General features: G+C 69.7%; 16 protein-coding genes. 7 read left to right on the top strand and 9 right to left on the bottom strand.

All coding sequences use genetic code 11. The features are described from left to right. Nucleotides 1-32: 32 nt before the first annotated feature. From HUA76_RS21075 to HUA76_RS21060, 4 genes are all read right to left on the bottom strand, one after another. A complete protein-coding gene (locus HUA76_RS21075; protein ID WP_141646300.1) occupies nucleotides 33-1,343 on the bottom strand; it encodes an adenylosuccinate synthase in 1,311 nt (436 codons plus the stop codon). Between the two features lie 12 nt (nucleotides 1,344-1,355). Beyond that, on the bottom strand, nucleotides 1,356-5,018 hold the full coding sequence (locus HUA76_RS21070; RefSeq protein ID WP_174461888.1) for a UvrD-helicase domain-containing protein: 3,663 nt from the start codon (nucleotides 5,016-5,018) through the stop codon (nucleotides 1,356-1,358). Continuing rightward, nucleotides 5,015-8,254 carry a PD-(D/E)XK nuclease family protein gene (locus HUA76_RS21065; RefSeq protein WP_174454934.1) on the bottom strand — a complete coding sequence of 1,080 codons (3,240 nt, stop codon included), beginning with the start codon at nucleotides 8,252-8,254 and terminating at the stop codon, nucleotides 5,015-5,017. The genes HUA76_RS21070 and HUA76_RS21065 overlap by 4 nt, the downstream gene beginning before the upstream one ends. A 177-nt stretch (nucleotides 8,255-8,431) precedes the next feature. Next, nucleotides 8,432-9,187, bottom strand: coding sequence for a hypothetical protein (locus HUA76_RS21060; RefSeq protein ID WP_174454933.1), 756 nt, complete (start codon nucleotides 9,185-9,187; stop codon nucleotides 8,432-8,434). Between the two features lie 160 nt (nucleotides 9,188-9,347). Here HUA76_RS21060 and HUA76_RS21055 point away from each other — a divergent pair, with 160 nt between their 5' ends. Together HUA76_RS21055 and HUA76_RS21050 are read left to right on the top strand one after the other, a co-directional pair. Continuing rightward, nucleotides 9,348-10,886 carry a hypothetical protein gene (locus HUA76_RS21055; RefSeq protein ID WP_174461887.1) on the top strand — a complete coding sequence of 513 codons (1,539 nt, stop codon included), beginning with the start codon at nucleotides 9,348-9,350 and terminating at the stop codon, nucleotides 10,884-10,886. Then, nucleotides 10,883-12,619: an Hsp70 family protein gene (locus HUA76_RS21050; RefSeq protein ID WP_174454931.1), complete on the top strand. Its 1,737-nt coding sequence runs from the start codon at nucleotides 10,883-10,885 to the stop codon at nucleotides 12,617-12,619. The genes HUA76_RS21055 and HUA76_RS21050 overlap by 4 nt, the downstream gene beginning before the upstream one ends. A gap of 7 nt (nucleotides 12,620-12,626) precedes the next feature. Here HUA76_RS21050 and HUA76_RS21045 read toward each other — a convergent pair whose 3' ends face one another. Then, nucleotides 12,627-13,445 carry a GNAT family N-acetyltransferase gene (locus tag HUA76_RS21045; protein WP_174454930.1) on the bottom strand — a complete coding sequence of 273 codons (819 nt, stop codon included), beginning with the start codon at nucleotides 13,443-13,445 and terminating at the stop codon, nucleotides 12,627-12,629. 124 nt (nucleotides 13,446-13,569) lie between these two features. Continuing rightward, on the bottom strand, nucleotides 13,570-14,490 hold the full coding sequence (locus HUA76_RS21040) for a LysR family transcriptional regulator (protein WP_217439897.1): 921 nt from the start codon (nucleotides 14,488-14,490) through the stop codon (nucleotides 13,570-13,572). Between the two features lie 224 nt (nucleotides 14,491-14,714). Between HUA76_RS21040 and HUA76_RS21035 the strand changes: the two genes are divergently transcribed. Then, on the top strand, nucleotides 14,715-15,767 hold the full coding sequence (locus tag HUA76_RS21035; RefSeq protein WP_174461886.1) for an SMP-30/gluconolactonase/LRE family protein: 1,053 nt from the start codon (nucleotides 14,715-14,717) through the stop codon (nucleotides 15,765-15,767). 60 nt (nucleotides 15,768-15,827) lie between these two features. Here HUA76_RS21035 and HUA76_RS21030 read toward each other — a convergent pair whose 3' ends face one another. Then, entirely contained in the window at nucleotides 15,828-17,090 is a 1,263-nt protein-coding gene (locus HUA76_RS21030) for an FHA domain-containing protein (protein ID WP_174454928.1), read from the bottom strand. Between the two features lie 3 nt (nucleotides 17,091-17,093). Continuing rightward, nucleotides 17,094-19,400: a thioredoxin domain-containing protein gene (locus HUA76_RS21025; protein WP_174461885.1), complete on the bottom strand. Its 2,307-nt coding sequence runs from the start codon at nucleotides 19,398-19,400 to the stop codon at nucleotides 17,094-17,096. 123 nt (nucleotides 19,401-19,523) lie between these two features. Here HUA76_RS21025 and HUA76_RS21020 point away from each other — a divergent pair, with 123 nt between their 5' ends. Both HUA76_RS21020 and HUA76_RS21015 read left to right on the top strand, forming a co-directional pair. After that, nucleotides 19,524-20,441, top strand: a complete 918-nt coding sequence (locus HUA76_RS21020) for a phosphatase PAP2 family protein (RefSeq protein ID WP_174461884.1) — start codon at nucleotides 19,524-19,526, stop codon at nucleotides 20,439-20,441. A 44-nt stretch (nucleotides 20,442-20,485) separates the two neighbouring features. Further along, complete coding sequence (locus HUA76_RS21015; protein ID WP_174461883.1) at nucleotides 20,486-21,694, top strand: dienelactone hydrolase family protein; 1,209 nt, start codon at nucleotides 20,486-20,488, stop codon at nucleotides 21,692-21,694. Between the two features lie 6 nt (nucleotides 21,695-21,700). Here HUA76_RS21015 and HUA76_RS21010 read toward each other — a convergent pair whose 3' ends face one another. Further along, complete coding sequence (locus HUA76_RS21010; RefSeq protein WP_174454924.1) at nucleotides 21,701-22,618, bottom strand: metallophosphoesterase; 918 nt, start codon at nucleotides 22,616-22,618, stop codon at nucleotides 21,701-21,703. A 394-nt stretch (nucleotides 22,619-23,012) separates the two neighbouring features. Here HUA76_RS21010 and HUA76_RS45440 point away from each other — a divergent pair, with 394 nt between their 5' ends. Next, complete coding sequence (locus HUA76_RS45440; protein WP_174461882.1) at nucleotides 23,013-24,296, top strand: C39 family peptidase; 1,284 nt, start codon at nucleotides 23,013-23,015, stop codon at nucleotides 24,294-24,296. A gap of 77 nt (nucleotides 24,297-24,373) precedes the next feature. After that, the gene (locus HUA76_RS21000) at nucleotides 24,374-25,153 is read left to right on the top strand and encodes a transcriptional regulator (protein ID WP_174461881.1); all 780 of its coding nucleotides are present in this window, start codon (nucleotides 24,374-24,376) and stop codon (nucleotides 25,151-25,153) included. Nucleotide 25,154 lies beyond the last annotated feature (1 nt).

The raw sequence follows: 25,154 nt of genomic DNA, 5'->3' as shown, positions 1-25,154 counted from the left end.
GGAAGTTTCCTCCGAGGGTGCGCTTCCCCGCCTCAGCTACGGAAGGGGTTCTGCAGCAAAACCGTCTCGCCACGGTCAGCGCCCACGGAGACGCACACCACGGGGACGCCGCTGATCTCCTCCACGCGACGGACGTAGCGCTTCGCGTTCTCCGGCAGCTCGTCGAAGCTGCGCACGCCGGCGAGCTTCTCGTCCCAACCGGGCAGCGTCTCGTAGATGGGCTTGACGCGCGCCAGGTCCTCGTAGTCCCCGGGCAGCTCGGTGACCTTCTGGCCATCCAGGTCGTACGCGTTGCAGAGCTGGAGCGACTTGAGCCCGCTGAGCACGTCGAGCTTGGTGAGCGCGATGCCCCACAGGCCGTTGACGCGCACCGCGTAGCGCAGCACCACGCCATCCAACCAGCCGCAGCGGCGGGGACGACCCGTCGTCGCGCCGAACTCATCACCGACCTTGCGCAGCTGATCGCCAATCGCGTCGTTCAGCTCCGTGGGGAACGGACCGCCGCCCACGCGCGTGGTGTAGGCCTTGCTGATGCCCATCACCTTGTCGATGGCCGTGGGCCCCAGGCCCGAGCCCACCGCCGCGTTGCCGGCCACGCAGTTCGACGACGTGACGAAGGGATAGGTGCCGTGGTCCACGTCGAGCAGCGTGCCCTGCGCGCCCTCGAAGAGGATGCGCGCGCCCTTGCGCACCTGCTCCGCGAGGAACAGCGAGGCGTCGTGCACGTAGGGCTTGAGTCGCTCGCCCAGCGCGGAGAACTCGGCCAGGACCTGCGGCACCTCGAGCTGCGGCACCGGAACGCCCGCCTTCGCGCACAGCTCCTTCAGCTCCTCGAGCGCCTGCGGCAGCCGCTCCTCGATGCGCTTGCGCAGCCGGTCCGAATTGAGCAGGTCACGCATGCGGATGCCCCGGCGCGCGACCTTGTCCTCGTAGGACGGGCCGATACCGCGACCGGTGGTCCCGATGGCGCTGCCGCCGCGGGCCTTCTCGCGGAAGCTGTCCAGCAGCTTGTGCCACGGGAAGATGACGTGGGCATTGTCGGAGATGAGGAGCTGCGAGTCCTCCTTGAGGAAACCGCGCGCCTTGAGCGCATCGATTTCACCCACGAGCACCGCGGGGTCCACCACCACTCCGTTGCCAATGACACACGTCTTGCCCGGGTGGAGGATGCCCGAGGGAATCAGGTGAAGGACGGTCTTCTGGCCACCCACCACGAGCGTATGGCCCGCGTTATTGCCGCCCTGGAAGCGGACGACCAACTGGGCATGCTCGGTAAGCAGGTCGACGACCTTGCCCTTACCCTCATCTCCCCACTGCGCTCCGATGACGACGACGTTCGGCATGGTGCCCGCCGCTTAGCACGCGGAAGGGGCCGGGTGACAGTGTTCCGAGAAGCCACAATGCAGGGCCTGGCAGGTCGCCACCTCTCGTCCCGCCCAGGCACCTCGGACCTCTCCTCGGGCCAGCGCCCGCGCGCCGTCGGCGAGCCGCCTGGCCGCTTCCTCTTGACCCACCCCGTCCATGCTCCACTCGGGCTCGGGCCGGGCCTCGCCCAGGAAGACCACGCCCACACGGACGGGGACTCCAGGCCGCACCATCCGTCGAGCCGCCAACGCCAGCGCCGCCAGCTCGTGTGTATACGCGGCGGCCCCCAGGGGATGTCGTCCACCCGACTTGTAGGCGACCACCACCGCCTCACCGCGAGGTGATTCCCACAGGACATCCACCTCGCCCTCCAGGGAGACGCCGTCCTCCAGGGACAGCGAGAAGGCCAGGCTCCGGTGCACCATGCGCGAGGGAGACTCCGCCACCGAGCGAGCGAAGTCCGTGACGAGGAAGCGCTCCACCGTCGACAGGACGTCCTCCATGCCCTCGTCGTCCGGAAGCGAGCCTGCCTCGCGCAACAATGACTCCAGATGCGCTCGGCGCTCCGTCACGTCCACGTCACGCGCCGAGGCGAGTCGCAGGTCCGCTCTCCGCAACAACTCACGCACCAGCTCCGCTGGACTCTTCGCGGGCAGCCACCCCTCCGGGTCGACCAGGAGTGGCGCGTCCCGGACAGGGGCTTCCCAGGGCCAGGGCGCCGCGCGCAACCCCAGCCGGTGCACGTAGTGGAAGCGCCGAGGACAGGCGAGGAAGTCCTGCACCGCGCTCACGGGAGCGGAGACTCCGCCGGGTGACTCGCCCATCTCCACCAGCCCGCCCCGCACGCGCAGCAGCGCGGCCTCCACGCGAGCCCCCGCGCGAGCGAGCGACTCCGGTCCCGGTGGCTCCGGGTCCGCGGGCGGTGGCAGTTCGTCCACGTCCACGTCGTCGACGAACTCGCGCGTGGTGACGTCTTCCAACCGCGCATCGATGAGATGCCACCACGAGTCCTTGCCCGCGCGAGGCTCCTCTCCTCCAGAGAGGACCAACAAGTCCCTCGCGCGCGTGAGGGCCACGTAGAGCAGGCGGCGGTACTCGGCGTCCTCGCGCGCCTTGAGTTCCTGTCGCACGGCCTCGAAGCGATTGGAGGTGTAGCCCTCCAACGAGTCCGGCACCCACGGCCGCAGGGCGATGCCATGAGAGCGCTCGAAGTGCGCGCGCCCGGAGGTGCTCCGACGCCGGCCGCCCATGCCCGGCACCACGACGACGGGCCACTCCAGGCCCTTGGCGCGGTGGATGGTGAGCAACTGCACCGCGCGTGGGTCACCCGCGTCCAGCAGGTCCGCCTGCGCCTCGGTGGGGTCGGACTCGGCCAGCATGCGCAGCTCTCGCGCGAAGGCCACACAGCCCCCCGTGCCACGCTCGTCACGCCGCGACGCCAGCGACAGCAGCTTCTCCACGTTGGCGCTCGCCTGCTCCGCGTAGGGCGAGCCCGCCAACGCCTCGCGATACCCCGTCATGTCCAGCGCCGCGAGCAGCAGCTCCCTCACACCCAGGCGGTCCCTCTCCTGGCGCAACGCGGGCAGCGCGGCGAGGAAGTCCACCAGGCGCACCCGCTCGCGCTCGGGCAGCGACTCCAGCACCGTGGGGTCCGACAAACGCGGCGACGCCAGCGACAACGGCTGCTCCCCCGCGAGTTGGAACAGGGACGCATCCGACAGCCCCACGAGCGGTGAGCGCAGCACGGCCGCGAACGCGAGCGCGTCCTCCGAGTCCGCCAACAGCGCCAGCAACGAGGCCAGGTCCAACACCTCCTGCGCGCCGTAGAAGCCGCGTCCGCGCAACACCCGGTGCGGCACACCGTGACGGATGAGCGCCTGTCGATAGACCTCCAGGTGCGTGAAGGTCCGGAACAGCATGGCCACGTCCCCCCCGCGCGCGGGCCGGGCACCTTCTCCATCCTCGCGCGCCACGGTGGGCGCCGCGCCCGGCGCGAGCATGATGCGCAGCCGTCGCGCCACGCAGTCCGCATCCAGCCAGCGCAAGTCGCCCGCGGTCTCCTGCTCCTCCAGGTGGAGCCGCTCCACGGCGGCCGTCTCGGAGAGCGAGGCACGCACCGGGGACAGGTCGTCCTCCTCCGGGACGTAGATGACCTCGAACGGACGCGGCGCCTGCGAATCCGCCGCCACCAGCACGCCGGCGAAGGCGTGATTGAAGAAGGACAACAGCCCCGGCACCGAGCGGCGGTTGTGCTGCAGGAAGCCGCGCGTGCCCCCCTCGTCTTCAATCTTCTTGGCGAGCACCGTGAACACGGAGACATCCGCGCCACGGAACTCGTAGATGGACTGCTTGCGGTCTCCCACCGCGCAGAGGAACGCGGGCTCCAGGGGCAGCGCGGTGGCCAGGTCCACGTCCGGCGCAAGTTCGCGCGGGCCTTCCTCGCGCCGCTCCGAGAGCAACAACACCAACTCCAACTGGAGACGGTTGGTGTCCTGGAACTCGTCCACCAGCAGCGAGCCCACGCGCTCCTGCACCTGTCGGCGGAACTCGGGGTAGTCCCTGAGCAGGTCCCTCGCCTTCACCAGCAACGACGTGAAGTCGAAGACGTTGCGACGGGAGAACTCCGCGTCGTGCCGGGTCTCCACGCGGCCCAGCAGCTCACGGAACGTGGCCTCGAAGGGCGCCGTGCGCCACGCGGCCCAGGAATCCTCCAGCCTGCGCACCGAGCCGTCGCTCTTGCCGAACGTCCGCCAGTACAGCTCACGCACCGGCGCCGCGGCGCCCTTGCTGAGCCTCGCGAAGTTGCGCCCATCCGCCGCGAAGCTGGCGCGCAACCACGGGTAACGGTCTCCCTGATGGAAGTTCTCCGCCGTCATCCCGTTCAGCGCCTTCTCCAGGGCGCCCACCAGCCGGCTCCACTCGCCCTTCGCATCCAGCGCGCGCGCTTCACCGCACAGCCGCAGGCTCTGCGTCAGGACTTCATCCAGGTCCTCGCGAGCCTCCGCCACGTCTCCCACGGCGGCCGACGCGGCCTTCAACCCCTCTTCGCGCAGCTTGCCGTAGACCGACACCAGCGCGGCCACCAGTCCGTCGGAGAAGCCCGAGCCGGAGAAGCCCAGCTCCTGGCACAGCTCGCGCACCTGCGCGTCCCCGCCCTCCAGCGACTCCAACACCACGCGCTCGGCCACGTCCTGCACGAGGCTGGAGGCCTCCAGTTCGTCGAGCACCTCGAAGCTCGGGTCGATGCCCACCGCAGGAGGAGCCCGTCGCAACAACTGGCCACAGAGCGAGTGGAAGGTTCCCACCGTGGCCGAGCCCAGCTCCTCGCGCATCTGCCGCCACGCATCGGGCAACGGGAAGGGCCGGCCCAGCCGTTCGAGCGACTCGCGCAGCTCCACTTCCTGGTCCAGTCGAGCATCCCCCTGGGCCAGCCCGTCCAGACGCTGGCGCACGCGGGAGCGCATCTCCGCCGCGGCTTTGTCCGTGAAGGTCAACATGCACAGCCGCGCGGGACGAATCGCCGCGCCCGCCTCGCGCGCACCGGCCAACAGGTGCAGCGTCATCGTCACCAGGCTGTACGTCTTGCCCGCGCCAGCGCCCGCCATCAACGCGAGGTTGCGCTCCAGCGCGAGCAGGGAGGGAGCCACGCTCATCCGCCCTCCTCCGTCATCCGGCGCTCGGTGATGCGGCACACGGCGCGGAAGCCACACATGCCGCAGTCCTGGGGCCGCGCGGCGAACTGTCCCTCTCGCAGCGTCTTCACGAGTGACTCCACCGCGTTGGGCAGGTTGCGTCCACCCTCCTTCGCGGCGACTCTCGCCCGCACCTCCGGGTCCGTGGACAGCAGCTCATCCAGCTCCTGCGCGGGGACGACGTCGGACAGATGGATGGTGGCGCCGGTGCGCAGCGAGAACCACGCGGCCTGACTCGCCGTCGCGTGCCCGCTCTCCCGCGCCGCGAAGAGATACAGCGGCAGCTGGAAGTCCGACGTGAGCAGCCGCTTCTTCAGCTCGTTCTTGTCCAGCTTCCCGGACTTGTAGTCGATGACGCCCACCTCCGAGCCCGCCACGTCGAGCCGGTCGATCTTCCCCTCGAAGACGATGGCGTCCCCTTCGATGGGAAGGACGACGTGGCGCCAACGGTCGTCCGTGGCCGCGGGGCCGAACTGGAGTTCGAAGCCCTCTGGCACCAACCGCTCGAACGGAAGCCCGCGCCGCTCATCCACGAGGATGCGACGGGCCATCGCCCGCGCGCGCTCATGCGCCAGCTTCCACAGCGCGGGATGCCCCACGTGATGGAACTTCTCGAAGTGCGCCACCGCCGACTGGAGCGCCGTGTCCAGCACCTCGTCCGGCACGTCCTCCGGCGCCTTGCCCAGGAGCTGGTGCTCCTTGAGCGCCTGGAACACCTCCTCGACGACGCGGTGCCAGAAGGTGCCGCGGCCCCTCGCGTCGAACTCCTCGCCCGGACGGTCCGGCTCGGCCACCTTCAGGCCATACGTGAGGAAGCCCTGGAAGCCACAGTTGCCGAAGCGCGCGAGCGCGGAAGCGGACAGCGGCCGAGTGAGGTCGAAGCGGAACGCCTCACGCAAGGACGCGCGCTGCGTGTTCCCGTCCACCGAGCCCGTGAAGGGCCCCGGCTTCTTGTTCGGGTCGCCGAAGAAGAACAGCCGCTCCACTTCCACCAGGGACAGCTCGCGGGCGCCCGAGTACCAGGCTTCCTTGTCGAAGTGACGCTTGAGCAGGCTCGCCGCCGCGTCCGGCTCGGTGACGCGCAGCTTCGGCTGCGCCAGGGCTTCCAGCGCCACGCAGCGACGCAGCTCGGACTCCGTCAGCACCTCGTCGAGCGGAGGGATGGGCGGCAGCGAGCGCGGCTGCCACTTCAGCGCGGTGAGCCGGCGCACTTCCTCCAGGAACGAGGACGGCACCTGCTCCTGGCCTCCCGAGCCCTCCATCGCGAAGGACAGGCTCAGCGTCTCCTCCGCCGCCGCGAGCGCGCTGGCGAACAGCAGCCGGTCCTCGGTGAGCCGCCACGGCGCTCGCTCCTCGAACTCGCCTCCCGTCAGCCGGAACACATCCCGTCCCAGGTGCTGGTTGAGCGCGGAGCGCTCCGCGTCCCCGAGCAACGGAGAGGGCGCATCCCTTCCAGGGAAACGTCCCTCGGTGAGCCCCGCGAGGAACAGATGTCGGAACGAGCGCCCTGGAACCTCGGCGGCATCCAGCACCTCCACCGCGGAGCCACGAGGCCCTCGCGCGGGCAGGTGCGCGTCCGCCATCGCATCGCGCAGCCAGCGTCCGAAGGTGCGCCGACGCAACACCGGGCCGCCGCCCACCGCCTTCATCGTCCGCAGCAGTCCCTGGACTCGCAACCGGAGCGCCTCGCGCGCGGCCTCGTCACGGGCTCGCGCATCCAGGGCCCGCGCCGCGAGCCCGCCTTCGTCACGACCCTCCAGCGGCCCTTCCGAGTCCATCAACCCCAGCCGCTCCACCACATGCCACCACGTGGCCAGCAGCTCCGCGACGGTGCCCTTCTCGGGAATCCGTCGGCAGTAATCCACCAGCAACTGGCAGCGCTCGCGCAGCAGCCGCACCGCATGGATGCGCGCGCTCCCGTCCTTCTTCTGCGCACCCTGCAACGCCTGGAGTCGACGCGCGAGCCCGTCCAGCCGGATGTCATAGGCGCCACGCCCGCGCAGCGCGCCCAGCCGGTCATCACGCACGGCCGCCAGTGCGAAGAAGCTCGCGGGCGCCTCCGGTCCTCCCCGCGACAACGTGGGCGCGTAGCGACTGCCCACCAGCTCCGCCACGCGCTCGGCCGGAAAGCCATCCTCCACCAGGAACGGCAGGTCCAGCGCCAGGCGCACCGGCCCCGCCAGCGCGAGCGGCTCGCCCCAGGGAAGACGCACGGGCACCCCCAGCTCACCCAGCGATTCGGCGAGCCACCCGGCCTCCGGGCCCAGCTCGCGGTAGGCGATGGCGATGTCCGAAGGAGACGCCCCGTCGGCGATGAGTCGGCGCACGTCCCGGGCGACCAGTCGCGCTTCTTCCCGCGCCGTGGCCGCGCTCCACACACGAGGCTGGAGCTCCACGTCCTTCAGCGCCTCGCGCGGCGCCCGGGGCGAGAAGACGAAGCGCCCCAGGTCGATGAAGGGCCGGGCCTCGAAGGTGACGTCCGCCTTGAAGAGGTCCACGTGCGGCATCGTCTCGCCACGGTTCTCGAACGCGCGGAACAGCGAGGCCAGCGCCGCGTCCGCCACCGGAGAGCCACCCACCGGCGTCTCCACCCGCAGCGTCACGCGCCGCGATTCACACGCGGCCGCCAGCGCCAGCAACAGCTCCAGGCCCGAGGGGCGCACGTCGTAAACGCCATGCAGGACGAGCGTGCCCACGCCATCCCAGCTCGTGGGCCACTCGCCCCGACCGAGCGCCTCGCGCGAGCCCCTCAACACGTCCTCACGGTCAGCGAGGCCCAGCTCCGCCAGCTTCTGCTCGTACAGGTGGTACAGCCGGGCGAGCACCCGCACGTGCTTCTGCCGCTCGGGCGGGAGGACCTCCACCGCGTCCTGCAGCTCGCGCGGCGACAGGCGCCCCGCCTTGAGGTCCAGCACCACGTCCAGCCCCGCGCGCGCGAAGGCCGGCTCCCGGACGTACTCGCCGAAGTGCGTGGGACCCAGCAACGCCCCCAGCGAGGACATCACCGCGCGCGCACCCACCGCCGGGCACGGACGCCGGTTCAGCTCGCGAGCGCCCCCGAGCACGCCCAGCAGCTCATCCCAGGTGAGCAGGTCCGTCCCCATCGCCAGGCCCCGGGCGCTCCGCTCCGCACGCAAGGCGGCCTGACGCCGACTGGCATCGGGGAACACGTGGAGGGTACGGATGGGGCGGGCCATGGATGCGCGGAGTGTAGAACGACCGAGCGGGTCGCTTTCATGCTCCATTCCACGCTCGGCGCCCAGTGTGTTTGCAAGCCCGCCTGCTTGCCCACCTGTTTCACACGATTCACGAGTGAACCGGACCTCCGTGCCGGGTTTATCCCGAAGCCCCGGCGCATCCGGGCGCCTCGGCCGTCACTCGGGACGCCCCCGGAAGACGTCCTGACCGGCGGCCAGGGCCTCCATCGCGGGGGCCAGGCGCGGCCGACTCTCCGCCAGGAACTCGGGGAGGATGGCGTCCTCCAGCTTCTGGCGCTGCTCCTTGGGGAGGTCGCCCAGGGACGCATGGGTCCGCGCCACGACGTTCCCCGCCCAGCAGCAGGCATGGTCCGCTTCCTGGATGACCCGTGCGCTCACGTCCCCCAGCACGATGAGCATGTTGTCGTTGCCCTGCCCCTCGATGAGGGGAATGTCCACGTCGCCCAGGAGCTGCATGTCGCCCGAGGTGACGAGTCCCGGAGCCGTGACGCGTCCGACGATGGTGACAGACGAGTCGGGACCACAATCGTACAGGGGCAGCGTGGACAGGACGCTCCCGAGGAACACGAGCGGCGCACGCCACCGCACCGGGCCCGTGAGGACGACGTTCGCGGCGATGACCCGGGGTTCGTTCCAGGCCTGTTCATCGAGCGTCAGCGTGGGCAGCTCCGCCGGATGGAGCTCTCTCAAGGCGAGCGCCCACACCGCTTGCAGGGTCGGATTGCCGCCTTCCGCCTTCCATTGCGCGGGGCCCTCGCTGGCGACTTTCGCGAACCCGGCGGGGTCAGGCAGCAGCGAGGTCGCGGCGAGCACCTCCCGCTGAGACTCGTTGAGCCGGGCCAGGGCCCGAGCCCAGGCATGCTCCCAATCCTGGGGTTTGAAATCGGGTCGATGGTCGAGCCACTCCTGCATGACGTCGCGCTCCCCTGCCCTCGCCACGGGCACGCGCGGAGGTAACAGGACTCCGTGTCTTCGTCACGCTCCCACGGAGGGGTAAGCCTCCCCATCTCGGCAGGGTGGACTTGATTGGCAGTCGCTCCGCTTCGAGGCGCGGTGTAGCGTTTCGACTCGAATGACGCTCGAAGAGGCTCGCGGGGAGCTGGGGGTGACCGCCGAGGCGGAGCCCGAACTCGTCCGCAGGACGTATCTGCGCATGTTGAAGACCCGCAAGCCGGAAGTGGACCCCCAAGGGTTCGCCCGGCTGCGCGAAGCCTATGAGCTGCTCAAGGCCGCGCACGACGGCACCGAGGCACCGCGCACGAGCGCCGCTCTGGAACAGGTGGCTCCCGCCACGGTCGATGCGCCACACGCGTCCGGGCCCCTGAGCGCCGACGCGCGGCTCGACACCTTTCGGGCCCGCTTCAGCACACTGCCTTCGGATGCTCCCACGGATGCGCCCGTCCTGATTGCTCGCGAGGCGGTGGAAGCCCTTCCCGAGGCAGGCGAGGCCCGCCACTGGCTCATCAAGGCCCTGATGGCGTCGAACCGGAAGGAGGAGGCGACTCAAGCCTTCCGGGACGCGTTCAACCAGGGGCACCCCGAGTTCCTCCTGGCGTTCGCGCAGACCTTTCCGCAGCGGTTGACCGAAGCGGAAATCAACCTGCTCGGAACGACCGCCGCGCATCCCTTCTTGTGGGGACTCGCCGAGGAGCTGGGCACCTCCGATGACTGGGACAAGGCGGGTCAGGCCGCGCTCGTGGCGCTGGCCGCCATCAAGCGCCATCCCGAACATCCACCGCCGAAACCCACCTGGGTGCTCGCCTTCCTGCTGCAGTTGCACCTGAATGGCCGGCCCCGCGAAGCGCGTGCGCTGCAGGCGAGCTACTCAGCGTGGCTGGAGGCCGAGGGACTCCTCGACGCGTTCCAGGAACAGGATGAGGCGTGGGTGTGGAGGCTGGTTCAGGAGCTGGCGGAGCTGGATGACGACGTCTCTCCCGGCGTGCGCAAGCTGCTCGCCGATGCGGTGCTGAACGGAAACCTGGAGAACACCCGGGAGCAGATGCGCGCCTATCGCCGCCGCGAGCCCGAGCGCGCCGCCCATGCCCTGGAGCAGATTCGCGCCCGCTGTCCTTCCTTCCAGGCCGCGCTCGGGGAGAGCCTGGTGCCCAAGGGGCCGCCGCCCGGAGTGACCCGCCCTTCCCCGCCGAAGAAAGCCCCCGCTGACGCGAAGCCGCCGGCGCCCGACACGGGACGGAGCGCCTCGCGGTACACCACGTACGCGCTCGCGTCCGTCGGCGTGTTGATGGCGACCATGGTCGCCGTGGGAGTCATGACCTTCGGGCCGAAGTCGGGTCCTGGAGGCACCGAGGAGGTCACTCGTGAGGAGCGCGTGTCGGCGGCGCGCGAGGCAGCCCGAGTGCTGTGCGCGGCAATCCCCGGCACTGACTCAAAGGAAGCCTGTACGGGGCTCACCAAGCTGGTCGACTCGGTGGAGGCGGAGGACTGTCCCGACGTGTCGAGGAAGTACATGAAGGTCCTCGCGGTAGTGCAGGAACAGACCGCCCGAGTCCCCGCGAACGAGCAGGACCCCGCCGCGCGCCAGGCGCGAATGACCGCCGCCCGGTTCCGTCTCACGGACGAACTCCGGGGACTCTGCCCCCAATCCCCATGAGTCCTTCTTCCAAGTCTCCCATCCTCGGCATCGACCTGGGCACCACCTACTCGCTGGTGTCCGTGTTCAGCGAGGGCCGGCCGGTCCTCATTCCCAATTCCCTCGGCGAGTTCCTGACACCCAGCGCTGTCGCGCTCGACGAACAGGGTCAGGTGCTGGTGGGCGCGGCGGCTCGCTCTCGCGGAGTCCTCCACCCCGAGCAGGCGGCGCTCGCCTTCAAGCGAGACATGGGGACCTCGCGGGTCTATCGACTGGGAGACCGGACGTACTCGCCCCAGGAGCTGTCGGCGCTGGTGCTCGCCGCGCTCAAGCGCGACGCCGAGGCCTTCCTGGGAATGGCGGTTGAAGAGGCCGTCATCACCGTCCCCGCTTATTTCGGGGACCCGCAGCGACAGGCCACTCGGGACGCCGGAGCCATCGCGGGACTCAAGGTCGAGCGCATCATCAACGAGCCCACGGCGGCGGCGCTGGCCTATGGGCTGCACGAGCGCAACCGGGAGCTGAAGGCCGTCGTGCTCGATTTGGGTGGCGGGACGTTCGACGTCACGGTGTTGGAGATCATCGAGGGCGTGGTGGAGATCCAGTCCTCGGCGGGTGATGCGCGGCTGGGCGGCGAGGACTTCGACACGTTGCTGGCGCGCCATGTCGCCCAGCGGTTGCGACAGGACAAGGGCTTCGACCTGGAGGCCCACGCACCGGGCTGGGCGCGCTTGCGGGAGGCGTGTGAAGCCGCGAAGCGGCGGCTTTCGCAAACGGAGAGCACGCGCATCGTCCTTCCCGAGCTGCCGGTGGCGGAAGGCAAGAAGCTGGACTTCGAGTTCGCGCTCACCCGTGAGGATGCCGAGTACGCCTGGGCCTCCGCGCTCGAGCGCATGCGCGGGCCGATTCATCGGGCGTTGCAGGATGCGTCACTGAAGGCCACGGACATCGAGGAGGTGCTGCTCGTCGGAGGTTCGACGCGCATGCCGTGCGTGACGACCTTCGCGACGCAGGTGTTTGGACGGTTGCCGTTGCGCAAGCTGCCGCCGGACGAGGCCGTGTCCATGGGCGCCGCGGTGCAGGCGGCGATGAAGGCGGGAGACCAGGCCGTGGATGACCTGGTCGTCACGGACGTCGCGCCGTTCACGCTGGGGGTGAGCACCGCCGCGCAGGCGGGCCACCGGCGAATCACCGGAATCTTCAGTCCCATCCTGGAGCGCGGCACGGTCATCCCCGCGAGCCGCGTGGAGCGTTACTGGACGGCCGGCGACTTCCAGCGAGAGATTCGGCTGGAGGTGTACCAGGGCGAGCATGCGCAGTGCAGCGACAACGTGAAGCTGGGCGAGTATGCCTTCTCGGGGCTGCCACCGGCCCCGGCGGGAGAGCAGTCCATCGACGTGCGCTTCTCGTATGACCTCAATGGCATCCTCGAGGTGGAGGTCACCGTCGTCACCACGGGTCGCAAGGAAGCCTTCGTCATCGAGCAGCGCCCGGGCAAGCTGTCACCGGGGCAAATCGAAGAGGCGCGGCGCTCCATGGCTGCGCTGAAGCTGCATCCCCAGGATGCCCTGCCGAACACGACGGCGCTCGCGCGAGCAGATGCCTTGCATGTCCAGCTCACGGGACGGGCCCGCGAGGAATTGGCGGCGGCCATCGCCTCGTTCCGGCTCGCGCTCCAGACGCAGCGGCCGGAAGTCATCACCCCCGCGAGGGAGCACCTGACAGGACTCACGGCCCACCTGCGCGAGCGGTGAGCCACACTCACTTCGCGTCTGGCGAAAAGTCGAGCACGAGTTCCAACTGAGACAGGGCGGGATGCGTGAAGCCCGCCCCCAGGAAGAAGCGCTCGCACAGGCCCTCTGGAACGATGGCGCTCACCGCCAGCGCCTTCCCGGGATGCGCGGCGGCCAGTGCCCGCAGCAACCTGCGCCCCGCGCCCTGCCCTCGCGACGCGGGCTCCACCACGAATGACCGCACCCCCAGCGTCGGCGCGGAGACATCCGCCACCACCGCGCACGCCGGCCCCAACCGGAACGCCTTCGCCGGAGATGACAACCCCCGCACCGTCGCCGCATCGAGCTGCCATGGCAACCCGTCCGGAAGCAGCCTCGCGCACTCCTGCAGCCCCACCTCCTCCAACGCCCCCGACTCCGGCGTCGGCGTCCCCACGAACCCCACGAGTCGCCGCACACGCCGGAAACCCAGCCGCTCGTAAAGCTTCACCGCTGGCGCATTCTGCTCGATGACCTCCAGCACCATCCGCGCATCCCCGCGTGCTCGCGCCTCCGCCATCAACGGCCGCAGCATCTCCCCACCCAGTCCCTGTCCCCGTCGACTGGGAATGATGCCCATGCCCGCGACGCGACTGACCCGCCCGCGCCTTGCCATCAACACCAGCCCCGCCCACTCTCCGTCCACCCGCGCGACCCGACTCTCCATGAGCGAGATGTGCTCGCTCCGCACCCGCGCATCGAAGGCCTGGGGTGCGTCGGGAATCGGGACGAAGTAGCCCTCGAACGAACGGGCGAACAACGTGGACAAGGCCAGGAACGGCAACTCCGCTGCGGAAATGAGGTCCATGGAATGTCGCTCGAACCCCGGAGGTCGCGGTCCATTCCGCGCCACGGCGATGACGTCTCCGGAACTCAGCACCCTCCCTACCACTCTCGCTCCCGCCCTCGGAGCCTCGTGATGCGCCGCTCGGCTACGGGCTGTCCCAAGGCTCGCCAGCGAGCCGCTCCGCCACGAAGGCGACGAACGCTCGCGCCTTCGACGCCACCAGTCGCCCAGGTGGGTGGACGGCGAACACCCCCACCTCCGGTATCGACCAGTCCTCCAACACCCGCACGAGCCGACCCGCGCGCAGGTCCTCTCCCACCAGGAAGGTCGCCAGCGCCGAGACACCACAGCCCCCCAACGCGGCGAGCCTCAGCGCCTCGGCGTTGTCCGCCCTCAGCGCGGGCCGCACGCGGACCGTGGCGCGCTCCGCCCCCCGCGAGAACGTCCAGGTCTCTCCGTCCGCGAAGTGGCTGAACTGGAGACAGGGATGGGCCGACAGGTCCTGCGGCCGCGCGGGCGGCTTTCGTCCCCGCAGATAGCGAGGTGACGCCACCAGCAGACGCCGCACCGTGGCCAGACGACGCGCCACCAGGCTGGAGTCCGGCAACGCGCCAATCCGGATGGCGACGTCGACCCCTTCCTCGACGAGGTCGACGTAACGATCCTCGAAGGTGAGCTCCAGCTCGATGCGCGGATAGCGACGCATGAAGTCCGCGATGAGCGGCGCGACGTGGAGCTGGCCGAAGAGGTTGGGCAGCGCCACTCGAAGCCTGCCCTTCGGGTCGCCTCCGAGCCCGGACACGAGCGCTTCCGCCTCCTCGACGCGATGGAGCACATCCGTGCAACGCTCCAGGTACAGGGCGCCCGCCTCGGTGAGCGAGACATGACGGGTGGTGCGACGCAGCAGCGCGGTCCCCAGGGCCGCCTCCAGTCGCGCCACACGGCGGCTCAATGTGGAGGCGCTCACCCGCAGCTCCCTCGCCGCATCCGCGAAGCTCAGTGCCTTCGCCACGGCGGAGAAGCCCAGCATGTCCTCCAGTCGGTCCCTCAACTCCAAGCGCTCCACGCCCGACCTCCGATTGTTGCGACTTCCGCACGAGTCTAATGCGCCCACTTCCGATGATGGGGCACCACTCCCGGGTTACTTCCCTCGTGTCCCCGCGAGTCCGTCCTCTCTCGCAGGTATGCCGTGACGAAGCGCGGCGAGGCCCACGGGCCTCGTGCGCCCTTCACGAACCCGCACTGCGCGGCTCGATGAAGTCCCCTCTCCTTGCCTCGGGAGTCCACTGGATGTGCTCGCCATCCCTCGCTGGTGCCTTGACCGCCCTGCTGCTCGCCTCCACCCCGGCGGCGTCACCTCCCGCCCCTGCCTCCTCGGCCTCCGACGTGAGCGCGAAGTCGCGTCCCCGCGTTACCGAGCAGTTGCCACTCCCTCCCGATTTCACCATTCCGAACGGCATCGCCCACGCCGTGGACGGGACGCTTTATGTCGGCTCCGTGGCGGATGGCCGCGTGCTCCGACGCGCGCCCGGAGGTGCATGGACAGAGCTGTTTCCCGGCTCGGAGCAGGTGTTCTCCGCGACGAGCCTCCGTCTGGATGCACCTCGGAACCTGCTGTGGGGGACGTCTCCCGATGCCATGGGCTTGCTGCGCCCCAAGGGCACCATGGGTGGACGACGTCACGCTCGAATCTTCGCGCTCGACGCTCGCACGGGGGCGCTGCGCAAGCTCGTCCACCTGCCGGAAGGCGCGCTCGGAAATGACCTCACCGTGGCGCCGGATGGCGGCCTCTATGTCACGGACAGCGCCCGTGCCTCCGTGCTGTACCTGCGCCCCGGTGGTGAACACCTGGAGACGTGGGTGACAGACCCGCGCTTCAAGGCGCAGGGCACGGGCATGAGCGCGGTCGGCCCCGCCGGGATCGCGCTCGCCGCGGATGGGCGCACGCTCGCCGTCAATACCTACGGGCCAGGGCGGCTGTTCTTGATTCACCCCGGAGCGTCGTCCGACGCCCCGCCCCGAGTCACCGAGGTGGAGCTGCCTCGCCGTCTGGAGAACCCAGATGGGATGCGCTTCGCACCGGATGGCCGCCTGCTGCTCGTCGAAGGCTCGATTCAGAGCGGCGACGGACGCCTCATCCGCGTCGAGGTCCTCGGGAAGACACAGGGCCCGAGGACGCTGGAAGTGCTCGCCTCGGAGTTGGAGTCGCCCGTCAACCTCACCGTGTCGGACGAGGGCACGGTGTGGGTGACGGAGGCGCGTCTTCGCGACCGACTCCTCAAGGGCACGTCGGTGCCTCTGCCGGAGACCTTCTGGGTGGCTTCGGTACCACTGTCCCGCTGAAGCCCCGGCTGCCTCCACCCTCTGGAAAGACGGTGGAGGCAGAGAGTCTTCCCTCGCGGCTCAGGTGGTCAGCGAGAAGGTGATGCGGATACCGCCCAGCAGGTACTCCTCACCATCCGCCACCTGCCGACGGGTGATGCGGGTGTTGTCGAACCACGTGCCATTCGAGGACTTGAGGTCCTCGATGAAGACCTCATCGCCGTCGCGCTGAATGACCGCGTGCTCGCGAGACACCCTCGCGGATTTCACCATCAGGTCGGCGCTCGGCCCACGCCCGATGATGAACCGCTCGCGCGCGACGAGCACGGGCTCGCCCTCGTCGAGCTTGACGTGCACCTTCAGCTCCGGCGGCGCCTGGACGATGATGGTCTTGTCCGGCTTGACGGCGGCGCCTGTCTTCCGCTCGTCCTTGGCCTGGGTCACCAGGTCGGCGGAGTCATCGTCCGCCAGGGCGGGACCACTCGCGGCCTCGTCCTCTTCGTCCGCGTCTTCGTCTCCCTCGGCATCCTCATTCGAGTCGTCAGCGTCCTTGCCCGAATCCGTGTCGTCGGAGTCCTCCTCATCGGCGTCGTCATCCGAGCCCTCGTCATCCGAGTCCTCGTCATCAGCGTCGTCGTCCGAGTCTTCAGCGCCCTCGTCCGAATCCTCCTCGTCCGTTTCCTCGCCGTCAGCGTCGTCGTCCGAGTCCTCGTCGTCCGAGTCCTCCTCCGGCTTCGCTTCCACGGGCTCGACCCATTGATCGACATCCCGCACGAGGTCCCGGACTCGCGCGCCGACGGCCTCTCGCAGCGCCTCCACATCGACGGGAGCCTCCGCGACGGCGGCCTTCTCCTCCGGCGCCGCGTCACTGGCCAAGGCCTCATCCGAATCCGGTGAGCCTTCGTGCTCCCCGGTCTTGGACTCGTCCTCCTCCGTATCCGCCAGCTCGACAGCCGGTGGTGCCGGCCGCGGCTCCACCTTCTGCTCGACCTCGCGGACAATCTCCCGAACGCGCTCGGCGACCTCGACGCTCGGCGTGGCGTCACTGGGTTCCGTCTTCGTCTCGACGGGGGCCTTCGCCACCGTCAGCTCGGGCGGGGCGACGGCGACAACGACCGCGGGTGCCGCCACCGGCGCGGGCGACGCCACTGCGACCACCGCCGGAGCAGCCACCGCTTCCGCGAGGCTGACCTGCGTGGGCTGGATGAACCCGAACTGTCGCGCGAGCGAGAAGACGGCCTGATTGACGAGGACGTCGCGGTCCACGCCCATCTCCCGGCTCATCGTCTCCAGCGCGGTCCAGAGCGGATCCGCGATTTCGACCTTTCGAGGAGTCCTGTTCATGACTCAGCTCCCCCTCAGGTTGTCCTGCCAGGGAGACACATTGTCGCTGTCGGCCATCCAGTAGAACATCGCCTGCACCTCGCCGTATTGCTGCTCGACGATGCCCACCAGGTTGGGGTGGACATTGTCGATGTCGATACCCTCGAACTTGAAGCTGGCGGCCCCTGACGCCTGCGCGCCCCGGCCTCCCGTCACGCGGCGATCCCTCGCGCGCCACAACCGCTGACTGGCCATGCCCGCCGCGTGGCCGAAGTCCTTCGGCGGCGACAGCTTTCGCGGCATCGAGACCTGCGTCTCACCACAGGCCCACAGCAGCCACGTCAGCGCGGCCCACTCCGCGCGAGCCGTGCGCACCAGGTCCGGCAGCCCCAGCGTCCCCACGGCGAGCGTCTCGTCCACGGCGACCGAGTCCTCGCCAATCTCCACTTCGTCCTCCGCCAGCTCCACCGGCCCGTCAGGAAGCAGCGCCGACACATCCGGCGGCATCCAGGGCATGGCCGCGCCCGGCTTGAAGCGCTTGAGCAACTCCGCACGAAGCATCTGCAGCCGCGTCGCGTACTTCTGGGCGACCCGCTGGATGGCCTTCAGCTGCTGCGCGGGCTTCTCCGGCAGGTCGTTGTACGTCGAGTGCGGTGTCTCCTTCGCCGGCCAGAAATCGAACCGGGGGAACAGGCAGTGCGCATAGGCCCGCAGGAAGTCCGCCGTGCCGGGCTCCGACTTCGCCAGCCCATCGGCATCCACCAGCGCGTGCTCGTCCATCCCGAGGTTCAGCAGGATGAGGCCGCGCGTGAACAGGAACGCCGTCCGCGTCGGCTCGAACAGCAGCGCCGCGTTGACGAAGTCCAGCGCCGCCCGAGGCCGGTCCGTCTGGTCCAGCAGCACCGCGTAGCCCCGCAGCAGCATGGCCACGTCACCGCCATGGACCAGCGTCTCCGCCATGGGCGACCAGGCGTCCGACGCCTTCTCCAGCACCTGACCCGCCGTCGCCTGCGCGTTCTCTGGCGTGCGCGGCAGCGTCACGCGCTCCACCCACTCCTTCAGCGGCCCCACCTGCTGGTCGCTCGAGGTCGCACGGGCCAGCGCCAGGAGGGCCTCGCGGTACTTGCGCGCCGCGATGCACGTGTCCGCGTATTCACGCCACGCCGCCGCCGACCGGGGCAGATTGGAGAAGACCGGCGAGGCCTTCATCTCGTCTTCGCCCTGCGCGACACCCAGGTCCCGCGTCAGCACCACCTTGCGGTCCTGGTCGAACAGCGTCCAGGTGCCACAGGCGTCGTCTCCCTCGAACCGCCCCTCGTCGAACATCACCCGAGGGTCCGCATACTCGTCCTTCGCCAGCGAGCGGTACACGCCATGGCGATTGCCGTCGACGAACTCTCCCTCCCAGAGCAGCTCGCCGTCCTGGGTCCAGAAGCGCGCCAGGCCGTGACGCTCACCCTCCGCGTTCAGATTCACATGGGACCACTGGTTCAGGTCCTCGCGCAGCTCCGCCTCCACGGGAATGCCCGCGGGCCGGTCCGGGTACGGCTCTCCCGTCGACGGCACCACACGGCGGTCCTCGCCGTCGTAGTGCTTCACGCCGACGACGCGGCCGTGGTCATAGGTCATGACCGTCTTGCGCACCTTCTCCGAGACGCCGTTCTCGTGCATGCGCTCGGTGGTGAACTTGTCGGAGGCGAACCACGTCCGGGGGCCGTGAAGGTCGCCCTTCACGAACTCGCCGTCCTGGGACACCTCGCCGCTCTCATGGAAGCGCTTGAAGGGGCCGTGCGGCTTGCCCTGCTCGAAGGTGCACTCGTTGCAGAGCGTGCCGTCCGCGCGCCAATACCGATAGGGCCCGTGGTTGCGACCCTTGGCGTCCTTGCCGCCGTGGACCCACTCGCTGTCGTTGTCATCCCATTCCGCTTCGGGATGAACGCCGGGAGGAGCGATGCCCTGCTCGGTGAGCTTCTTGTTCTCCTCGGCCTGCCGGGCGACGGCGGCGTCCAGCGCCTTCAGGGACCGGACCAGCGTGTCCAGGCGCCCCGGCGACATCGCGCCGCTGGAGCGGTGGACGACGACACCGTCCTTGAACGCCATGAGCGTGGGGATGGACTGAATCTCGAACCGGCCTGACAGCTCCTGCTGTGCCTCGGTGTCGACCTTGCCGAACACGACGTCCGGATGTTTCGCCGAGGTGGACGCATAGGTGGGGGCGAAGGCGCGGCAGGGACCGCACCACTCCGCCCAGAAATCCACCAGGACCAGACCCGGCTTGCCAGTCGTCTGCTCGAAGGTCTCGGCCGTCAAATCGACGGGGTGATCACTCACGATGGTGCCTCGGAATGCGAATGGAAGTCGGCTGCTTGTAGTCAAACCCATCGCGGCACGCCAGCGACGGCTGCCCCCTTCAGCCCCCGCATCCGGTTCTTCGAAAACGAGACGAAGCCCCTTATGCTGCGAACCGTGCGCTCGTCCTTTTCCAGTCTCGTGCTGGGTCTCCTCCTCGTGGTCGCTCCCTCGACTCCGGCCCTGGCCCAGGCGGCGGAGGATGCACCCCGCCTGCATGAGCTGCGGTTCGACTGGGCTCGCGACAGCGTCATCACCGGCTCGGCCGCGGTGCTCTGGATTTCGAGCGAGGCGTTCTTCAAGAGCGACCTGGCGCCGGCGACGTGCCGCTGGTGTGACCGGGCGCCGGATGGGACGGACACCCTCAACCGGGTGGACCGTTGGGGCCGGGGGCTCGCGGGGAGCACGGAGGCGTCGCGCCACCGGGCAGGAACATGGAGCAACATCCTGGGCTTCGGCGTGCTGCCCGCCGGAGTGATGGGCCTGCAGTTCGCGATGGGACGCGCGTCGGACAGCCCGGACCGGTTCTTCGCCCAGGACGCGACCATCATCCTGGAGAGCGCCATGCTGGCGACGCTGGCCAACCAGACGGTGAAGTTCCTCGTCGGTCGCGAGCGCCCCTTCGTCCACGTGCTGCCGGAGGACCAGAAGGGCCTCACCGAGCAGCCCAGCGACAACAACCTGTCGTTCTACAGTGGACACACCAACCTCGCCTTCTCGCTGGTGGTCTCCGCCGGCACGGTGGCCGCGCTGCGAGGCTACGAGCATCAGGCGTGGATCTGGGCGGTGGGGCTGCCGCTGGCGACCTCCGTGGGCTTGCTGCGCATGGGCGCCGACAAGCACTACCTCACCGACGTGGCCACCGGGGCCCTGCTGGGCGCGGCCTTCGGCGTCGCGGTGCCCCTGCTGCTTCACGGGCGCACCGGCACCGTGGAAGCCAACGCCTCTCGCCGCTCTTCTTCCGCCGCCCGGTTGATGCCCGTCGCCGGCGCGCGCATGGTTGGCGTCTCGGGCGTCTTCTGAGCGCCTCCAGCCACGCGGCGTGGCTCCGCGCGGCGCCACCGCGCATGCACCGGACCGCGCGGTGGCTCGGTGCCCTGGCCGCGCTGCTGCTCGTGACGGGCTGCCAGTCCGCGAGCAGGTTCGCGCCCACCTACCTGCTGGTTCCTCCGCAGCCGGTGGTGCTGACTCCGCCCCTGTGGGGACAGCTTGAAGCGGGGCCCTGGAACGTGGGGCTGCGCGTGCGGACCCTCCCTCCGGACGTGGCGGGCGCATCGACGCTCCAGCTCACCCTCTGGTATCCCGCGCGGGGTGGGGACCCGACGCGCCGCGTGCACTATCGCGACTACGTGGGGCTCACCAGCTCCGAGGAGCATCCCGAGGCCACGGGTGACGCGCTCCTCGCGAACGAGGCCGTGACGCGGTACGAGCAGGGGCTCGTCGACCGAGGCATTCCCGAGGAGAGCACGAGCGCCTGGCTCGACTCGCCCATGGCCGCGGTGCCTGACGCGCCGCCCGCGCCGGGCCGATTCCCGCTCGTGCTGGTGGCCCAGGGCCGCTACCACTCCGCCCAGCATCAGGCCGTGCTGGCCGAGTACCTGGCGAGCCATGGCTACGTCGTGGCGACCACGCCCTCACCCACTCGGCGCGCGCCGCCTGGACCGGACCTCGACGTGCTCGCCACCGCCCGGGCCCAGGCGCACGAGCTCGAACGCACGCTGCACCAGCTCCAGTCGGACAGCCGCATCGACTCCACCCGCGTGGCGCTGGTGGGACACAGCCTGGGCGCTCGGGCCGCGTTCCTCTTCGTGCTCGCGCATCCCGAGGCCGCCGCCCTGGTGAGCCTGGATGGCGGCCTCGCGAACCAGGCGGGCAAGGACTGGCTGACGGGCCTTCCGTACTTCTACCCCGAGCGCTATCGCGCCCCGCTGCTCCACATCTACCAGGAGGGGGATGCGGAGGTGGTGCCCGACTTCGAGTTGCTGGAGTCCCTGCGCGGCGCGGAGCGATGGACGCTGCGCATCGCGGGGATGCGGCACCTGGACTTCACCAGCGTGGGTGCGGCGAGCGTGCTGGCCCCGGGCCTCGCGCCCGCGCGGTCCGCGGCGGACATCGCCCAGGGCTGGGCCACGACGGCGAGCGCCACGCGCCGGTTCCTCGATGCGAACGTGCGGCGCAGGCTGGTCATCCCGGGAGCCCCGCCCCCTCCGCCCAGCCCGCTCGTGACACCCGACCCGCGGGTGACGCTCACGCATTGGGGCGAAGGACAACCCTGAGCGGCGCTACATCGCGCCGACCGGTGCGTCGTCGGCGGTGGCCTCGCTCTCCACGGGGGCAGGCGGCAGCGCGGACATGTCCCAGCGTTGGCCTGCCTCCCACGCCACCTGCCCGGTGGTGCCCCACCCGACGCGCTGGACCGTCGAGCCGTCGTACTCCAGCCAGAAGACCGACTCCTCCGGCCGGGTGGCCTGGTCCAGACAGGCGATGCGCGTGGCGGGCCGCCCCACTCCCTCCAACGTCACCGCGAAGGACTTGTGCGAGTGACCGCACAACAGCCACTTCGGCTGCACCGTGTCCACCACCCGCCGCGTCACCGCGTTCCCAATCCAGTACGAAGGCAGGGGCCGGGGCGGCGAGGGATTCTCCTCGCGGGCGCGCTGGACGATGCCGCGCGGCCACTCGTGCACCAGCATCAGGTCCACGTCTCGCAGGGACATCACGCGCTCGACCTCCGCCGCGCGGAAGTATCCCGCCTGCTTCATCAGGTCCTGCGTCACGGGCCGCTTCAGCGGCTGGTCGATGAAACGCGGCGCATGGATGCCGGAGAGGTAGGCCACGCGAAGCCCGCATAGCTCCCGCACGCCCGCACGCCCCAGATAGGACACGCCCGGCGCCAGCTCGCCTCCGTCCAGGAAGTCGTGCAGCGCATCGAAGTCCTCGTTGTTGCCCCCGATGAAATAGAGCGGCCGCTTCACGCGCCGCACCCCGTCCGCGTACTCGGCGAACTCGGCGGGCATCATCCGCTTGGCGGCCTTGCGACGGTGGTCATCCGCGCGGCGGAACGCCTCCACGTCCCCCACCGCGAGCACCATTCCCACACGCCGCCCACGAGACTCCTCCAGCGCGTCCAACCACGTCTCCACGCGGTGGAAGCGACCGTGGACGTCACCCAGGGCAGCAACCAGGAGGGGCTCCGGCATCGCGTCCGCAAGGCTGCACCCGCTCCTCCACCCTGTCGAGTCATCCGTGCCCCAGGGGACCGACCGCTGACAGAAAACCCACACTTCAGTGCGGGTGCCCCCCACGAGGCCATCCCTTCCCCGGACCCCAATCACAAACAAAACCAATGTTTCAAACACCGCTCCAACTGGAAGACGGGACCCGGGGAATTAGTGCCTCAATATCTCTCAAATCCACGCCAAACCAATGAATTCACTGGGGTTCAATGAGGCTCCCAGCGCGACGGGGTGATGAAGGAAACCTCACCGGCGCACGAAACAAATATTCGCGCTTTATCGACAAACATTCCAAACCCTCTCAGCGGAGAACGAAATGACCATCCGGTCCCTCCTTCACTCTCTTGCCGCGCGCCCCGTGCGGAGTCCTTCCCACGACACGTCTCGTCCCTCCGGGACAGCCGCCTCCGGACGGACGGCGCCGCGCCAACGCACGGATGCCTTCGACGCCCCGGGGCCTTCCCCGCGCAGGGCCGAGGATACGAAGGGGCTGAAGCACCTCGGGCGTGCCGTCGGCACCGAACTCCGCGAGGCCGCCGACCAGGCACGGCGGAACGAGAAGCTCGATGAGCTGGGCGAGGCACTTCGAGCGCGGATGCTCCGTGAGTCGCTCCGCGACGCGGGGCGTGGCGAGAAGCTCGAGGACCTCGGCGCCGCGCTCAGGCAGCACGCCTTGCGCGAAGCGCTCGGCGACCCCGGGCGGGACGAGCAGATGGCGAAGCTTGAAGCCCTCCTCCTCCAGCATGCGCTTCGTGAGCAGGGCGCCCAGATGGCGGAGGCGCTGAGAAACAGTGTTCCACCCGGCTTGCCGGAGGCCCCGACCACCGACTGGCAGGTGCAACCCGGCGACACCGTGGGGGATATCTCGTGGAGCCTGATGCAGCAAGGCGTGCCGGGCCCCGTCGAGGACATCGCGCGACAAATCGTGGAGCTCAACGGCCTGGAGAACCCGGACCTCATCCACACAGGCAGCACGCTCCAGGTTCCCGCCCCTCCCACCCCCACCGACGGCCCCCCGCCGTCCGTCCCCACCCAGGATTCCGCTCCGACGCCGGGCGCCACGCCGACGCCGGGCTCAACGCCCTCCACCCCCTCCGCGCCGGGTGAGCGCTACCCCGTGCCGTACATCAATCAGATCTCCTCCGAGGGCACCGAGGACGACTGGAACCGCTTCTCCAACTGCGGCCCCACGACGCTGGCGATGATTCTCAAGGGCTATGGGCTCGGCGAGGGCCTGTCCGATGGCGCCTTCATCAACCAGCTCGCCAACTCCATCGGCATGGGCGCCGAAGGCACCGGTTACGTCGGCATCGAGCAGATGGCCGCGAACCAGGGACTCACATCGGAGACCCACGCCGGCTCCGATACGGCCTGGATTCAGCAACAGCTCGAAGCGGGCAACCTCGTCGCCGTCAACGGTGAGAGCAGCGTGATGCTCGCCAACGAGCAGCCGCCCAACGCCTCCGGCACCTTCTCCGGAGGCCACTGGATTGCCGTGACGGGCATGACGCCCGAGGGCAACTTCATCGTCCACGACCCGTCCAGCACCTGCCGCGAACTCACTCCGGACCAGCTCTCCCGCTTCCTCGCCGAGCACCACGCCGGAGGCTTCGCCACCGCCATCCACCCGCCGCGGGAATGACTCGGCGCGGTACGAGCACTCGGCCCCGGCGCGCCCTCGGGCTGGAACAGGAGCCAGCGTTGTACACTCCCAACCGCATGGACCCACCCCGCCCCGATGAGGACGCGTACCTCAGGGCCCGCGCCGCCTGGCCCGGCGTGGTGCTCGAACGCGGCGTCTTCCTCGCGCACCTGAGCGCACGCGGCGGGACGGACCCGGTCCGCCACGTGGAGGACCTGTACCTCGCCTGTGCTTGCGCACGGGGCCTTCCGGCGGCGCTCGCGCTCTTCGAGCGTCGCCTCCTCCCCGCCGCGCGCCAGCCCCTGGCTCGAAGGAACATGGCCCCCGACGTGGTGGACGAAGCCATGCAACGGCTGCGCGAACGCCTGCTGCTGCCCCGCGAGAATGCCCCACCCCGTCTTGCCGAATATGACGGTCGCGGCCCCCTGGAGACCTGGGTCCGCACCGTGGCCCTTCGGCTCGCGCTCACGGAGCTGCGTGAGCGCGCCGCCCGCCCCATCGCCCTGGAGGAAGCGCTGCTGCCTGTCCAGGACGCCTCCTTCGCCGCGCTGAAGCATCGCCACCACGCGGACATCGAAGCGTCCATCGCCTCCGCGCTCGCTTCGATGGAGCTTCGCGAGCGCGCCTTCCTCCGGCTGCACCTCGTGGAGAACGTGGGCGTGGAGGACATTGGCCGGGTGCATGGCGTGAGTCGCGCCACCATGACGCGGTGGCTCAAGGCCGCCAGGGACACGCTCACCGAGCGCACCCACGCGGAGCTGCGACGACGACTGAAGGTCGACGCATCCGAGCTGGAAAGTCTGGCCCGCACGCTCCTGAGCGGACTGGACTTGAGCGTGAGGCACCTGCTGCGCTGAG

It is taken from the genome of Myxococcus sp. CA056, assembly GCF_013336715.1.
Classification (GTDB): Bacteria; Myxococcota; Myxococcia; order Myxococcales; family Myxococcaceae; genus Myxococcus; species Myxococcus llanfairpwllgwyngyllgogerychwyrndrobwllllantysiliogogogochensis.
This window is presented reverse-complemented; position numbering and strand designations above follow the sequence as displayed.

Bases quoted from the DNA above. Each gene is read 5' to 3' on its own strand.
- HUA76_RS21075 (WP_141646300.1), bottom strand. From the start codon at position 1,343: ATGCCGAACGTCGTCGTCATCGGAGCGCAGTGGGGAGATGAGGGTAAG.
- HUA76_RS21035 (WP_174461886.1), top strand. From the start codon at position 14,715: ATGTGCTCGCCATCCCTCGCTGGTGCCTTGACCGCCCTGCTGCTCGCC.
- HUA76_RS21060 (WP_174454933.1), bottom strand. From the start codon at position 9,187: ATGCAGGAGTGGCTCGACCATCGACCCGATTTCAAACCCCAGGATTGG.
- HUA76_RS21020 (WP_174461884.1), top strand. From the start codon at position 19,524: ATGCTGCGAACCGTGCGCTCGTCCTTTTCCAGTCTCGTGCTGGGTCTC.
- HUA76_RS21030 (WP_174454928.1), bottom strand. From the start codon at position 17,090: ATGAACAGGACTCCTCGAAAGGTCGAAATCGCGGATCCGCTCTGGACC.
- HUA76_RS21055 (WP_174461887.1), top strand. From the start codon at position 9,348: ATGACGCTCGAAGAGGCTCGCGGGGAGCTGGGGGTGACCGCCGAGGCG.
- HUA76_RS21045 (WP_174454930.1), bottom strand. From the start codon at position 13,445: ATGGACCTCATTTCCGCAGCGGAGTTGCCGTTCCTGGCCTTGTCCACG.
- HUA76_RS21000 (WP_174461881.1), top strand. From the start codon at position 24,374: ATGGACCCACCCCGCCCCGATGAGGACGCGTACCTCAGGGCCCGCGCC.
- HUA76_RS21070 (WP_174461888.1), bottom strand. From the start codon at position 5,018: ATGAGCGTGGCTCCCTCCCTGCTCGCGCTGGAGCGCAACCTCGCGTTG.
- HUA76_RS21010 (WP_174454924.1), bottom strand. From the start codon at position 22,618: ATGCCGGAGCCCCTCCTGGTTGCTGCCCTGGGTGACGTCCACGGTCGC.
- HUA76_RS21065 (WP_174454934.1), bottom strand. From the start codon at position 8,254: ATGGCCCGCCCCATCCGTACCCTCCACGTGTTCCCCGATGCCAGTCGG.
- HUA76_RS21015 (WP_174461883.1), top strand. From the start codon at position 20,486: ATGCACCGGACCGCGCGGTGGCTCGGTGCCCTGGCCGCGCTGCTGCTC.
- HUA76_RS21050 (WP_174454931.1), top strand. From the start codon at position 10,883: ATGAGTCCTTCTTCCAAGTCTCCCATCCTCGGCATCGACCTGGGCACC.